Origin of the sequence: Microbacterium sp. AG1240 (assembly GCF_003635115.1) — a bacterium.
GTDB lineage: Bacteria > Actinomycetota > Actinomycetes > Actinomycetales > Microbacteriaceae > Microbacterium.
The window spans coordinates 861,809-875,142 of record NZ_RBXJ01000001.1; the positions used below are offsets into that span (position 1 = coordinate 861,809).

The following is a 13,334-nucleotide window of genomic DNA, read 5'->3' on the forward strand; positions in this document are numbered from 1 at the left end:
CTACCGAGCGCGCGGGGCGAAGCGCCGTCGCACGACGAGGACGGTGAGGAGCGCGAGCCCCGGAAGCAGGAACGCGATACCGAGCCCGGTCGCGTCGCCGATGAGTCCCACGCCCACGGCCCCGAGCACCGCGCCGGCGTAGGTGAAGAGGTTCACCCGGGCGATCACCTCGTCGGTGCGTGCGGGGTCGAGGTCGCCGGCGGCGGCGAAGGCGACCGGCACGAGCACGCCCGTCGCCACGCCCGCGAGCGCGAAGCCGACGACCGCCGCCGCCGGCAGGGGGACGGCGGCGACCACGCCGCATCCGACGATCGCGACCACCGCCGACAGCACCGCCAGCGCTCGGCGGCCGAGCCCCGTGACGAGGGCATCGGTCGCCAACCGCGTCACGAGAACGGCGCCCTGGTACGCGGCATAGCCGAGGGGAGCGATCACCGCGGCGGTGGTGAGGGTGTCGGCGAGGTAGACCGTGCTCCACGTGCTGACCGCCGCATCCAGGGCGAAGGCCGCGAAGATGACCGAGCCGAACACCCAGATGCCCCGCCGCGGAAGCCGTGACGAGCCGGATGCTGCGGCGACGGGTCGTTCCGTCGAGAACCAGCGCACTCCCGCCACGGCTGCGCCGACGGCGACCGCGCAGGCGATCAGGAGCGGTATCGGCGGCAGCGCGGACGCCGCCGCGCCGGCGACGAGCACCGCTCCGACGATCGCCGCGGCGGTGTAGACGGCGAAGAGTCGTCCGAGCACGGGGCGGGCGAGCGAGCGCTGGAGCGCGACGCCCTGCATCGCCGACGCCGCGTCGACGCAACCGAGCCCGAGGCCGTAGACGGCGAAGGCCGCCAGGAACGGGGGGAGAGGGGTCAGAAGGGCGATCAGCGGCAGAGCGGCGGCCTGCAGGAGCAGGCCCGTGACGAGCGCCGCGCGGCTACCGGCCCGGACGGCGATGAGGTCGGCGAGCACCGATCCGACGGCCGCGGCCACGCTCACCCCGAGCACGATCACCGCGACGGCGACGTCGTCGATGCGCACCTGATCCTTCAGCGAAGGAAGCGAGGTGACGACGGCCGCGTAGCCGAGACCCTGCGCCGCATACGCCGCGCCGATGGCGGCACCCGCCGGTCGCCGCATCCGCTCGTCCACGCGCACAGGGTAGCGCGCGGACGATCCCTCAGGGAGCGAGTGTCAGCGACCGCCGCGCAGAACCGCCTGCTTGACCTCGGCGATCGCCTTGGTGACCTCGATGCCGCGGGGGCAGGCCTCGGAGCAGTTGAAGGTCGTGCGGCAACGCCAGACGCCTTCCTTGTCGTTGAGGATGTCGAGACGCACGTCGGCCGCGTCGTCGCGCGAGTCGAAGATGAAGCGGTGCGCGTTCACGATCGCAGCGGGTCCGAAGTACTGTCCGTCGGTCCAGAAGACCGGGCACGACGAGGTGCAGGCGGCGCAGAGGATGCACTTCGTGGTGTCGTCGAAGACCTCGCGGTCGACGATGGACTGCACGCGCTCCTTGCCGGGCTCGGCCTTGGTCTTGGAGATCAGGAACGGCTGCACGTCGCGGTAGGAGGCGAAGAACGGCTCCATGTCGACGATGAGGTCCTTCTCCAGCGGCAGGCCCTTGATCGCCTCGACGTAGATCGGCTGCGAGATGTCGAGATCCTTGATGAGCGTCTTGCAGGCCAGGCGGTTGCGGCCGTTGATGCGCATCGCATCGGAGCCGCAGATGCCGTGGGCGCACGAGCGGCGGAAGGCGAGCGAGCCGTCGACCTCCCACTTGATCTTGTGCAGCGCGTCGAGCACGCGGTCGGTGGGGTAGAGCTCCACGTCGTAGTCGACCCAGCGAGGTTCGGTGTCGGACTCCGGATCGAAGCGACGCACGTTGAAGGTGACGATGAACGACTGGATGCCGGTGTCGGCCGTGTTCTCCGAGGCCTCCGCCGTGGCGTCCGTCGTGTCGATGACTGTAGATGCCATGGTCAGTACTTCCTCTCCAGGGGCGGGTAACGCAACTCGCCTGCCTCGTTCTTCGTGAAGACCACGGGCTTCCAGTCGAGCTCGATGTGGTCGGAGGCGAACGACGAGTGGGGGTCGCCCGTCAGATAGGCCATGGTGTGCTTCATGTAGTTCTCGTCGTCGCGCGTCGGGTAGTCGTCGCGCATGTGGCCTCCGCGGCTCTCCTTGCGGTTGAGAGCGGAGTACACCACGACCTCGGCGAGGTCGAGCAGGAAACCGAGCTCGACGGCCTCGAGCAGGTCGGTGTTGAACCGCTTGCCCTTGTCGTCGACGTGGATGTTGTTGAAGCGGGTGCGCAGATCCTCGATCGTCGTCAGCATCCGGGTGAGCGACTCCTCGGTGCGGAACACCTGGGCGCCCTTGTCCATCTCGTCCTGCAGGGTCTTGCGGAGGACGGCGATGCGCTCGGTGCCGGGGTTCGCGCGCAGGCCCTCCATGAGCTCGCGCACCTCCTTGGCCGGGTCGTCCGGCAGCGGCACGAACTCGGCGGTCTTGACGTACTCCACCGCGTTGCGGCCGGCGCGCTTGCCGAACACGTTGATGTCGAGCAGGGAGTTGGTGCCGAGGCGGTTCGAGCCGTGCACCGACACGCAGGCGCACTCGCCGGCGGCGTAGAGGCCCGGCACGACGGTGGTGTTGTTGCTCAGCACCTCGGCGTTGATGTTGGTGGGGATGCCGCCCATCGCGTAGTGCGCGGTCGGCATGACGGGAACCGGTTCGACGACCGGGTCGACGCCCAGGTAGGTGCGGGCGAACTCGGTGATGTCGGGAAGCTTCGTCTCGAGCACCTCCGCGCCGAGGTGGGTGCAGTCCAGCAGCACGTAGTCGCGGTGGGGGCCCGCGCCGCGGCCCTCCGCGACCTCCTGCACCATGCAGCGTGCGACGATGTCGCGCGGCGCGAGGTCTTTGATCGTGGGGGCGTAGCGCTCCATGAACCGCTCGCCGGAGGCGTTGCGGAGGATCGCACCTTCACCGCGCGCGCCCTCGGTGAGGAGGATGCCGAGGCCGGCGAGGCCGGTCGGGTGGAACTGGAAGAACTCCATGTCCTCCAGGGGCAGGCCCTTGCGCCAGACGATGCCGACGCCGTCACCGGTGAGGGTGTGGGCGTTGGAGGTCGTCTTGTAGATCTTGCCGAAGCCGCCGGTGGCGAAGATCACGGCCTTCGACTGGAACACGTGCAGCTCGCCGGTCGACAGCTCGTACGCGACGACACCGGCGACCTGGGTCGCGCCCGCATCGTCGACGACGGTCACGAGATCGAGCACGTAGAACTCGTTGAAGAAGTTGATGCCCAGGCGCACGCAGTTCTGGAACAGCGTCTGGAGGATCATGTGGCCGGTGCGGTCGGCCGCGTAGCAGGCACGGCGAACCGGAGTCTTGCCGTGGTCGGCGGTGTGGCCGCCGAAGCGCCGCTGGTCGATCTTGCCCTCGGGCGTGCGGTTGAACGGCAGACCCATGTTCTCGAGGTCGATGACCGCGTCGATCGCCTCTTTCGCGAGGATCTCGGCCGCGTCCTGGTCGACGAGGTAGTCGCCGCCCTTGACGGTGTCGAACGTGTGCCACTCCCACGAGTCCTCTTCGACGTTGGCGAGCGCCGCGGCCATGCCGCCCTGCGCCGCACCGGTGTGCGAGCGGGTGGGGTAGAGCTTCGAGATCACCGCGGTCTTGGCACCGGGGCCGGCCTCGATCGCCGCGCGCATGCCGGCGCCGCCGGCGCCGACGATGACGATGTCGAACTGGTGGTAGTGCACTCCGTCTTTGACGACGGAGTCCGAGCTGGTCTGGGTGCTCACGGGGAGATGCCTCTGCTGTCGGTGAAGTGCGGGCGAGGGGAGGTGCGGGTCAGGCGCCGGTGCAGGTTTCCCAGAGCACGCTGGCCTCGTCGACCCCGATGCACGGGTCGAACGTGAAGACCACGAGCGTGCCGAGGAGGATGAGGAACGCCGCGGAGGTCCACAGCGACACCACGAGGATGCGGCGGATGAGCGGCGTCGCGACGTAGTCGTTCACGATCGTGCGCATGCCGTTGGCGCCGTGGATGAGGGCGAGCCAGAGCATCGCGACGTCCCACCACTGCCAGAACGGCGAGGCCAGCTTGCCGGCGACGAAGGCGAAGTCGATCTGGTGGATGCCGTCGTTGGTCAGGAGGTTGGAGAACAGGTGGCCGAAGATCAGGATGATCAGCAGCACGCCCGAGGCGCGCATGTAGAGCCAGCCCCACTTCTCGAGGTTGACGCCCTTCTTGCGGACGTAGGGGGTGCGCGGTGCCGCGAGGTCTGCGGTGGTCATCAGTGTCCGACTCCCATGCTCGAGAAGACGTTGATGAGGTGGCGCGGCGTGAAGCCGAGCATCGTCACGACCCAGAGGCCGAGCACGCCCCACCACAGCTGACGCTGGTGGCGGGTGGCCCATCCCCAGAAGTCGACGAGGATGATGCGCAGGCCGTTGTAGGCGTGGTAGGCGATCGCACCGACCAGGGCCACCTCGCCGAGACCCATGATCGGGTTCTTGTAGGTGCCGATGACGGCGTCGTACGCCTCGGGCGACACGCGGATGAGCGCCGTGTCGAGGATGTGCACCAGGAGGAAGAAGAAGATCGCGATGCCGGTGACGCGATGGAGCACCCACGACCACATTCCCTCGTTACCCCGGTACAGGGTGCCGCGAGGGACCTTCGAGGTGGTCTCGGATATCGACGGTGTGACGCGTGCAGGTGCTGACACGGTCGTCCTCCCTGATCGAACACGGTTTCGGGGCCATTCGATGCCCCCGCACGGGGCATCCCGGACGGCGCGCGAGCGCTTCGCAATTCTATTCGGCGCCTCATAGGTTCGCCCCTAAGGCCCTCCTAACTATCTCGATATCGAGAGAATCGTTTACATGCCGGTCACCCGGCCGCGACGGGCGCGACCCCGCGACGCCACTACCCTGGCGGCATGGCTTCTCACCCCCTCGACGACTTCTACGCCGTGATCCCCGCCGGGGGCATCGGCAGCCGGCTGTGGCCCCTCTCGCGCGCCGAGGCACCGAAGTTCCTCCACGACCTGACGGGGTCGGGTCAGACCCTCCTCCGAGACACCTGGGACCGCCTCGAGCCCCTGACGGGGCGCGACCGCATCGCCGTGGTGACGGGACGCGCGCACCGTGGCGCGGTCGAGCGCGAGCTCCCGGGCGTCGCCGACAAGAACGTGATCCTCGAGTCCGAGCCGCGCGACTCCGCGGCCGCGATCGGTCTCGCCGCGGCGATCCTCGTTCGCCGCGAGCCCGATGTCGTCATCGGCTCGTTCGCCGCCGACCACGTCATCCGAGGGACGAACACCTTCGCCTTCGCCGTGCAGCAGGCCGTCGCGGTCGCCCGAGAGGGATACATCTGCACCATCGGCATCCAGCCCAGCGAGGCGTCGATCGGATTCGGCTACATCAAGAAGGCCGGCGAGCTCGATGTCGAGGGTGCGCCCGAGGCCGCGCTGGTCGAGCGCTTCGTCGAGAAGCCCGATCTCGCGACCGCCCAGACCTACTTCGCCGACCGCGCCTACCTCTGGAACGCGGGCATGTTCATCACGCGCGCCGATGTGCTCCTCGCCGAGATCGAGGCCAACGAGCCCGAGCTGCACGCCGGTCTCATGGAGCTCGCCGAGGCGTGGGACGACCGTGACCGCCGAGGGCCCGTCGTCGACCGGGTGTGGCCGACGATCAAGAAGATCGCGATCGACTACGCCGTGGCCGAGCCCGCTGCCGACAAGGGGCGTCTCGCCGTGATCCCCGGACACTTCGACTGGGACGACGTCGGAGACTTCGCGAGCCTGGCCAAGCTCAACTCGCACGGCGGCAAGGGGGAGCTCGCGATCCTCGGGAAGAACGCGCGCGTGCTCGCCGACTCCTCCAGCGGCATCGTCGTCTCGCAGACCAGTCGAGTGATCAGCCTGATCGGCGTCCACGACATCGTGGTCGTCGACACCCCCGACGCGCTCCTTGTCACGACCAGCGACAACGCCCAGCGGGTCAAGGGCGTCGTCGATGCCCTGAAACTGACCGGCCGCAGCGACGTGCTCTGACGGGCGGATGCTGCGCGGTGCAGGGGGATCTGCGGCTCGCACGCCGCATCCGTGTCCCCTCTGTTGCGTCTTTGTAACCATTGCCCCTCGGCCCTCGTTCGGGCCGTGGGGCGCGGCGTCACAATATGTAATGTGACTGCATCGATCTCCGAACCCGGAGGTCATACCCCCGTTCTGGAGGACTTTGTGAACACGACGAAGAAGGCCGTTCTCAGCGGTCTCGCGATGGTCGGTACCCTCGCGCTGCTGACCGCCTGTGGATCCGCGCCGGACGCCGCCGCACCCGCCGAGAGCGGCAGCGCCGCAACGGTGGTCGACGGGTTCAAGCCCTGCATGGTCTCGGACGAGGGCGGATTCGACGACAAGTCGTTCAACCAGCTCGGCTTCGAGGGCCTGGAGCGCGCCGCGAACGAACTGGGCGTCGAGGTCACCAAGACCGAGTCCGCCTCGGCCTCGGACTACGCCTCGAACCTCGACGGTCTCGTCGCGGCCAACTGCACCTTCATCGTCTCGGTCGGCTTCAACCTGAGCGCTCCGACGGTGGAGGCGGCTCTGGCCAACCCCGACATCGAGTTCGCGATCATCGACGACGCCGCAGACAACGACTTCGACGGCACCACCGACGCGCCGAACATCAAGCCGCTGCTCTTCGACACCGCGCAGGCTGCCTTCCTCGGCGGCTACACCGCCGCTTCCTACACGCAGACCGGCAAGGTCGGCACCTTCGGCGGAGCGAAGATCCCGCCGGTGACGATCTTCATGGACGGCTTCCAGAGCGGCGTCGAGTACTACAACTCGCAGAAGGGCACCGACGTCCAGGTCGTGGGCTGGGACTCGGCCACGCAGGAGGGCCAGTTCACCAACGCGTTCGCCGCCAACGACGTCGCCAAGCAGCTCGCCCAGGGCATCATCGACCAGGACGTCGACGTGCTGCTGCCCGTCGGCGGCCCGATCTACCAGTCGGCCGCGCAGGCCATCCGTGACTCGGGCGGCAACATCGCGCTGCTCGGCGTCGACGCGGACGTCTACGAGACCGACCCGTCGGTCGCCGACCTGCTGCTGGTCTCGATCCTCAAGGGCATGGACGTCGCCGTCCACGAGGCCGCGATGGAGGCCGCCGCCGGCGGGTTCGACACCACCCCGTTCGTCGGCGTGCTGGACAACGACGGCGTGGGCATCTCGAGCTTCCACGACTTCGAGAACGAGGTCGCACTCGGCCTCTCCGACGAGCTGGAGACGATCCGTCAGGGCATCATCGACGGCACGATCGACGCCGAATCGGTGTCTTCGCCCGCCCAGGGCTGATCCCGCCACGACCACGGCCAGCCGGTGATCCGGCTGGCCGTGGTCGTGCCCGGCCTCGCGCCACCCGCTTCCCTCGCCCGGGCCGCCGGCCTCCTGCCGCCCCGTCCTCTCGATTAGATTGACGTCATGACGCTCGAACTGCGCGGGATCACAAAAAGATTCGGCGACCTTGTCGCGAACGACCACATCGACCTCGTCGTCCGTCCCGGAGAGATCCACGCCCTCCTGGGCGAGAACGGCGCCGGCAAGTCCACCCTGATGAACGTGCTCTACGGCCTCTACACGGCCGAGGAGGGCGAGATCCTGCTCGACGGTGTCGTCCAGCAGTTCCGGGGCCCGGGCGATGCCATGCAGGCCGGCATCGGCATGGTGCACCAGCACTTCATGCTCGTGCCCGTGTTCTCGGTCGCCGAGAACGTGATGCTCGGACACGAGTCGACGCGCTTCGGCGGCGCGCTCGATCTGCCCGCCGCGCGCGCACACGTGCGGGAGGTGGCGGCCCGGTTCGGTTTCGCCATCGACCCCGACGCGATCGTGGGCGACCTCCCCGTCGGCGTCCAGCAGCGCGTCGAGATCATCAAGGCGCTCTCGCGCGAAGCGAAGGTGCTCGTCTTCGACGAGCCGACCGCCGTGCTCACCCCGCAGGAGACCGACGAGCTGATGGGCATCATGCGTCAGCTCCGCGACGAGGGCACATCCATCGTCTTCATCACCCACAAGCTCCGCGAGGTGCGCGAGGTCGCCGACACCATCACGGTCATCAGGCTCGGGAAGGTCGTCGCCGAGGCCGAGCCGACCGCCACGAACGCCGAACTCGCCTCGCTGATGGTCGGTCGTGCCGTCGAGCTCACCGTGAGCCGGGAAGCTCCCAACCTGCGCCCCGGCGGGCTCGTCGTCGAGGGCCTCAGCGTCACCGACGAGACCGGCCACCTGGTCGTCAACGACGTCAGCTTCACCGTGCAGCCGGGCGAGGTCCTGGCGATCGCGGGAGTGCAGGGCAATGGTCAGACCGAGCTCACCGAGGCCCTCATCGGCCTGCAGGCCAAGGTGTCGGGATCGATCCTCCTCGACGGCGAGAACCTGAACGGTCGCAGCGTCAAGCAGATCATCGACGCCGGTGTCGGCTTCGTCCCCGAGGACCGCAAGGTCGAGGGACTGGTGGGCGAGTTCAGCGTGGCCGAGAACCTCGTGCTGAACAGGTCGGGAGAGGCCCCGTTCTTCCAGGCCGCCACGTTGCGCCGGTCGGTTCTCGCAGACTTCGCCCGCGAGAAGATCGACGAGTTCGACATCCGCACCCAGAGCGCCCAGACGGCGGTGGGTCGTCTGTCGGGCGGCAATCAGCAGAAGGTCGTCCTCGCGCGGGAGCTGAGCCGTCCGCTCAAGCTGTTCGTCGCCTCCCAGCCCACCCGCGGCATCGATGTCGGATCGATCGAGTTCGTGCACAAGCGCATCGTCGAGACCCGCGACTCCGGGGTGCCCGTCATCGTCGTCTCCACGGAGCTCGACGAGGTGTCGGCGCTGGCCGACCGGATCGCGGTGATGTACCGCGGTCGCATCGTCGGGATCGTGCCCGGCGACGCGTCCCGGGAGACGCTTGGGCTCATGATGGCGGGCGAATCGATCGAGGGGATCAACGCATGACCGACACCTCCTCCGAGCTTCCCGCGGCCACCGGACCGCTGGCGGGCCAGACGCCGTCCTCGCCCCCGGCGCCGCGGCAGAACGCCTTCGTCGCCGACCTCCTACGGGGCAACGTCGTCACCACGGTGCTGGCCATCGTGCTGTCGATGCTGATCGGCGGCCTGCTCGTGGCCCTGACCGATCAGAACGTGATCCGCACCGCCGGCTACTTCTTCGCCCGCCCCGGCGACATGCTCGGCGCCGTATGGGACGCCTTCGCGGGCACCTACTCCGCGCTCTTCCGCGGCGCGATCTACAACTACGACGCACCCGACTTCCTCCGGGCCATCAAACCGCTCACCGACACGCTGAACTTCGCCACGCCGCTGATCGCCGCCGGCCTCGGCGTCGGACTCGCGTTCCGCGTCGGTCTGTTCAACATCGGTGGCCGCGGTCAGCTGCTCATCGGTGCCGCGACGGCCGCGTTCGTCGCGTTCTCGGTCGACGCGCCGCTGTGGATCCACCTGCCGCTGACCATCCTCGCCGGCCTTGCCGGAGGGGCCGTTTGGGGCGGCATCGTCGGTGTGCTCAAAGCCCGTACCGGTGCGCACGAGGTGATCCTCACGATCATGCTCAACTTCGTCGCCTTCTACTTCGTGTCGTGGCTGCTCTCGACACCGGGACTGCTCATGCGGCCGGGCGGATCGCAGCCGATCTCCCAGGCCACCCCCGTCACGGCGCAGTTCCCGGCGATCTTCCCGGCGCCGCTCACGGTCAACTGGGGCTTCCTCGTCGCGATCCTGGCCACGGTCTTCGTCTGGTGGCTCATCGAGCGGTCCTCGCTCGGTTTCCGCATGCGGGCCGTGGGCGAGAACCCGCACGCGGCCCGTGCGTCGGGCGTGAAGGTCGGCCGCATCCTCATCTACGCGATGGCTCTCGCCGGTGCCCTCGCCGGACTCGCCGGCGTCAACCAGATCTCGGGCACGATCACGAGCGGTTTCGGTAACGGCATCGACGCCGGTATCGGCTTCGACGCCATCACCGTGGCGTTGCTCGGCCGCAGCCGGGCGTGGGGCGTCTTCGCCGCGGGCATCCTGTTCGGCGCCCTGAAGGCGGGGAGCTTCACGATGCAGATCACGGAGAACATCCCGGTCGACATCGTGCTCGTCGTGCAGGCGCTGATCGTGCTGTTCATCGCCGCCCCGCCGCTCGTGCGGACGATCTTCTTCCTCCCGAAAGACCCCGCGACGCCCACCCGGCGAACGCGCCGCGCCGCACGGAAGGCGGTGTCGGCATGAGCGCCGCCACGGTCAAGGACAACGCCCCCGTCGACACGGGCCTCGAGATGTCGCGTCAGCGCAGCTGGAAGGGTTCGATCACGTTCGGCGTGGCGACGATCCTCCTCCTGCTGCTCGCGCTGCCCGCCGGACGCACCGGTGTCAGCACGTACCGCCTCGCCGACCGCGCGTCGTCGTGGACCGCGCCCGACATCCTCGTGCCCACCTGGCCGACGGTGCTGGTGTGCGCGCTCCTCCTCGCCCTCGCGACGGCGTACTCGGTCTGGGCGACGCTGCGCTACCGACGCCCGGGGCTGTGGCTGGCCATCGTCGTCGCGCTGGTGGGCGTCTTCGGATTCCTCACCTGGTCGGCTGCGGACGGCCTCGTGCCCGTCACCGGTCTGCTCTTCGGTGCGATCTCGCTCTCGGTACCGCTCGTCTTCGGAGCGCTCGGCGGCGTGATCGGCGAGCGGGTGGGCGTGGTCAACGTCGCGATCGAGGCCCAGTTCCTCCTCGCGGCCTTCACGAGTGCGCTGGTCGGCACGATCACCGGAAGCTACGTGCTGGGTCTGATCGCGGCCATCTTCGCCGGTGCCCTCGTCGGAGCCGTCCTCGGTCTGTTCGCCATCCGCTATCTCGTCGACCAGGTGATCGTCGGAGTCGTGCTGAACGTGCTCATCACGGGCCTCACGAGCTTCCTCCACGGCGCGATCATGGTGCCCAACGGCGCCACCCTGAACAGCCCGCCGCGCTTCCCGCGCTGGGCCATCCCCGGGCTCAGCGAGATCCCGGTGCTCGGTCCCGTGCTGTTCAACCAGACTCTCATCGTCTACCTCATGTACATCGCGGTCCCCGCCGTCGCATGGGGGCTCTACAAGACGCGCTGGGGCCTGCGCCTGCGCGCCGTGGGCGAGCACCCCCAGGCCGCCGACACCGTCGGTATCAAGGTCAACCCGACCCGCTTCTGGAACCTGCTGCTGGCCGGAGGCATCGCGGGCATCGGCGGCGCGTACTTCACCCTCGGCGCCGTCGGCAGCTTCGACAAGGAGATGACCAACGGTCTCGGGTTCATCGCCCTCGCCGCGGTGATCTTCGGCGGGTGGGATCCGGTGCGCGCGACGCTCGCGGCGCTGCTGTTCGGGTTCGCCACCAACCTCCAGACCCTGCTCGGCAACCTCGGGTCGCCTATCCCGGGCGACTTCCTGGCGATGCTGCCCTACCTGGTGACCATCTTCGCGGTGGTGGGCCTGGCGGGCCGTGTCCGGGGTCCGGCCGCCGCCGGCAAGCCCTACATCAAGGGCTGACCTGACCTCGCCGCGGCATCCGATCAACGGCGTGCCGAAGCATCCGACTCACGACAAGAAGGACAGATGACCGACATCGATTGGGACGAGCTGCGCACTGTGGCCACCGATGCCATGCACCACGCGTACGCGCCGTACTCCCGCTTCAAGGTGGGGGCCGCGGCCCTCGTCAGCGACGGGCGCATCGTGTCGGGGTGCAACGTCGAGAACGCCTCCTACGGTGTGACCCTCTGCGCCGAGTGCGGACTCGTGAGCGAGCTGCACCGCTCCGGCGGCGGCCAGTTGGTCGCCTTCGTGTGCGTCGACGGCGACGGGCGCACGCTCATGCCGTGCGGCCGGTGCCGGCAGCTGCTCTTCGAGCACGCCATCCCGGGCATGCTGCTCGAGACCGTGTCGGGGATCCGCACGATCGACGAGGTGCTGCCCGATGCCTTCGGCCCGCGCGACCTCGAGGAGGCGGCCCGATGAGCGCGGAGTCGGAGGTGCACCCCCACGACGCCGTCGACATCATCCGCGCCAAGCGCGACGGCCAGGCCGTGCCCGAGCCCGCGCTGCGCTGGATGATCGAGCACTACACGAAGGGCTACGTCTCCGACGCGCAGATGTCGTCGTTCGCGATGGCCGTGCTCCTCAACGGCATGTCGCGCGACGAGATCCGGGTCATGACCGACGCCATGATCGCCTCGGGCGAGCGCATGGAGTTCTCCTCCCTCGGCAAGCGCACCGTCGACAAGCACTCGACCGGGGGAGTGGGCGACAAGATCACCCTTCCGCTGGCGCCGCTGGTCGCCGCGTTCGGCGTCGCCGTGCCGCAGCTGTCGGGTCGCGGCCTCGGACACACCGGGGGCACGCTCGACAAGCTCGAGTCGATCCCCGGGTGGCGCGCGGCCCTGTCGAACGACGAGATGCTCGCGCAGCTGCGCGACGTCGGCGCCGTCATCTGCGCGGCCGGTTCGGGCCTCGCCCCGGCCGACAAGAAGCTCTACGCCCTGCGCGACGTCACGGGCACGGTCGAGGCGATCCCGCTGATCGCGTCGAGCATCATGTCGAAGAAGATCGCCGAGGGCACGGACGCGCTCGTGCTCGACGTGAAGTTCGGCTCCGGCGCCTTCATGCAGGACATCGACCGGGCGCGTGAGCTGGCCCGCACCATGGTGGCTCTGGGCACCGACTCGGGCGTGTCGACCACGGCGCTCCTCACCGACATGAACACGCCCCTGGGCCGTGCGATCGGCAACGCCAACGAGGTGCGCGAGTCGGTCGAGGTGCTCGCCGGCGGCGGACCGGCCGACGTCGTCGAGCTCACCCTCGCCCTCGCCCGCGAGATGCTGGCCCTCGCGGGGCACCCCGATGCCGACGTCGAGGCGGCGCTGTCCGACGGCCGCGCGATGGACGCCTGGCGCGCGATGATCATCGCGCAGGACGGCGATCCGGATGCGGCGCTCCCCACGCCCCGCGAGACGCACGTCGTCACCGCCGAGCGCGCCGGCATCGTGCAGCGCGTGGACGCGCTGCCCTTCGGCGTCGCCGCCTGGCGGCTGGGTGCCGGGCGCGCCCGAGCCATCGACCCCGTCATCCACGCTGCGGGCATCGACCTGCACGTCAAGCCCGGCGATCGGGTGACGGCTGGTCAACCGCTGTTCACCCTGTCGGCCGATGATGAGAAGCGGTTCGGCCGCGCTCTCGAGGCCGTCGCGGGAGCATGGGAGATCGCCGACTCGGCGGTCGACGTGCTGCCACTGGTCCGTGAGCGCATCACGGCCTGA

12 protein-coding genes are annotated in these 13,334 nt (G+C 69.0%); 7 read left to right on the top strand and 5 right to left on the bottom strand.

All coding sequences use genetic code 11. From position 1 onward, the window contains the following. From DEU34_RS03960 to sdhC, 5 genes are read right to left on the bottom strand one after another with little or no spacing between them, the layout of a single operon-like run. Nucleotides 1–1,140 carry an MFS transporter gene (locus tag DEU34_RS03960; RefSeq protein ID WP_259460016.1) on the bottom strand — a complete coding sequence of 380 codons (1,140 nt, stop codon included), beginning with the start codon at nucleotides 1,138–1,140 and terminating at the stop codon, nucleotides 1–3. Between the two features lie 42 nt (nucleotides 1,141–1,182). Continuing rightward, nucleotides 1,183–1,968: a succinate dehydrogenase iron-sulfur subunit gene (locus DEU34_RS03965; protein ID WP_183042351.1), complete on the bottom strand. Its 786-nt coding sequence runs from the start codon at nucleotides 1,966–1,968 to the stop codon at nucleotides 1,183–1,185. A 2-nt stretch (nucleotides 1,969–1,970) separates the two neighbouring features. Continuing rightward, nucleotides 1,971–3,800, bottom strand: coding sequence for a succinate dehydrogenase flavoprotein subunit (gene sdhA / locus DEU34_RS03970; RefSeq protein WP_121148913.1), 1,830 nt, complete (start codon nucleotides 3,798–3,800; stop codon nucleotides 1,971–1,973). A 49-nt stretch (nucleotides 3,801–3,849) separates the two neighbouring features. After that, the gene (locus DEU34_RS03975) at nucleotides 3,850–4,296 is read right to left on the bottom strand and encodes a succinate dehydrogenase hydrophobic membrane anchor subunit (protein ID WP_116645996.1); all 447 of its coding nucleotides are present in this window, start codon (nucleotides 4,294–4,296) and stop codon (nucleotides 3,850–3,852) included. Beyond that, on the bottom strand, nucleotides 4,296–4,730 hold the full coding sequence (sdhC, locus tag DEU34_RS03980) for a succinate dehydrogenase, cytochrome b556 subunit (RefSeq protein WP_121148914.1): 435 nt from the start codon (nucleotides 4,728–4,730) through the stop codon (nucleotides 4,296–4,298). Before sdhC ends, DEU34_RS03975 begins: the two co-directional genes overlap by 1 nt. A gap of 213 nt (nucleotides 4,731–4,943) precedes the next feature. Here sdhC and DEU34_RS03985 point away from each other — a divergent pair, with 213 nt between their 5' ends. The 7 genes from DEU34_RS03985 (at nucleotide 4,944) to DEU34_RS04015 (ending at nucleotide 13,334) form a co-directional block, all read left to right on the top strand. Then, nucleotides 4,944–6,062, top strand: a complete 1,119-nt coding sequence (locus tag DEU34_RS03985; protein ID WP_121148915.1) for a mannose-1-phosphate guanylyltransferase — start codon at nucleotides 4,944–4,946, stop codon at nucleotides 6,060–6,062. Between the two features lie 225 nt (nucleotides 6,063–6,287). Then, on the top strand, nucleotides 6,288–7,367 hold the full coding sequence (locus tag DEU34_RS03990) for a BMP family protein (RefSeq protein ID WP_121149702.1): 1,080 nt from the start codon (nucleotides 6,288–6,290) through the stop codon (nucleotides 7,365–7,367). 126 nt (nucleotides 7,368–7,493) lie between these two features. Then, nucleotides 7,494–9,008: an ABC transporter ATP-binding protein gene (locus DEU34_RS03995; RefSeq protein ID WP_121148916.1), complete on the top strand. Its 1,515-nt coding sequence runs from the start codon at nucleotides 7,494–7,496 to the stop codon at nucleotides 9,006–9,008. Beyond that, nucleotides 9,005–10,285, top strand: a complete 1,281-nt coding sequence (locus DEU34_RS04000; protein WP_121148917.1) for an ABC transporter permease — start codon at nucleotides 9,005–9,007, stop codon at nucleotides 10,283–10,285. The genes DEU34_RS03995 and DEU34_RS04000 overlap by 4 nt, the downstream gene beginning before the upstream one ends. Then, nucleotides 10,282–11,568, top strand: a complete 1,287-nt coding sequence (locus DEU34_RS04005) for an ABC transporter permease (RefSeq protein WP_121148918.1) — start codon at nucleotides 10,282–10,284, stop codon at nucleotides 11,566–11,568. The genes DEU34_RS04000 and DEU34_RS04005 overlap by 4 nt, the downstream gene beginning before the upstream one ends. A gap of 66 nt (nucleotides 11,569–11,634) precedes the next feature. Then, complete coding sequence (locus tag DEU34_RS04010) at nucleotides 11,635–12,036, top strand: cytidine deaminase (protein WP_116646002.1); 402 nt, start codon at nucleotides 11,635–11,637, stop codon at nucleotides 12,034–12,036. Beyond that, nucleotides 12,033–13,334, top strand: a complete 1,302-nt coding sequence (locus tag DEU34_RS04015) for a thymidine phosphorylase (protein WP_121148919.1) — start codon at nucleotides 12,033–12,035, stop codon at nucleotides 13,332–13,334. Before DEU34_RS04010 ends, DEU34_RS04015 begins: the two co-directional genes overlap by 4 nt.

Excerpts from the sequence above, each read along its gene's own strand:
- DEU34_RS03965 (WP_183042351.1), bottom strand. The coding sequence starts at position 1,968 with ATGGCATCTACAGTCATCGACACGACGGACGCCACGGCGGAGGCCTCG.
- DEU34_RS03975 (WP_116645996.1), bottom strand. The coding sequence starts at position 4,296 with ATGACCACCGCAGACCTCGCGGCACCGCGCACCCCCTACGTCCGCAAG.
- DEU34_RS03985 (WP_121148915.1), top strand. The coding sequence starts at position 4,944 with ATGGCTTCTCACCCCCTCGACGACTTCTACGCCGTGATCCCCGCCGGG.
- DEU34_RS03990 (WP_121149702.1), top strand. The coding sequence starts at position 6,288 with ATGGTCGGTACCCTCGCGCTGCTGACCGCCTGTGGATCCGCGCCGGAC.
- DEU34_RS03995 (WP_121148916.1), top strand. The coding sequence starts at position 7,494 with ATGACGCTCGAACTGCGCGGGATCACAAAAAGATTCGGCGACCTTGTC.
- DEU34_RS04000 (WP_121148917.1), top strand. The coding sequence starts at position 9,005 with ATGACCGACACCTCCTCCGAGCTTCCCGCGGCCACCGGACCGCTGGCG.
- DEU34_RS04005 (WP_121148918.1), top strand. The coding sequence starts at position 10,282 with ATGAGCGCCGCCACGGTCAAGGACAACGCCCCCGTCGACACGGGCCTC.
- DEU34_RS04010 (WP_116646002.1), top strand. The coding sequence starts at position 11,635 with ATGACCGACATCGATTGGGACGAGCTGCGCACTGTGGCCACCGATGCC.
- DEU34_RS04015 (WP_121148919.1), top strand. The coding sequence starts at position 12,033 with ATGAGCGCGGAGTCGGAGGTGCACCCCCACGACGCCGTCGACATCATC.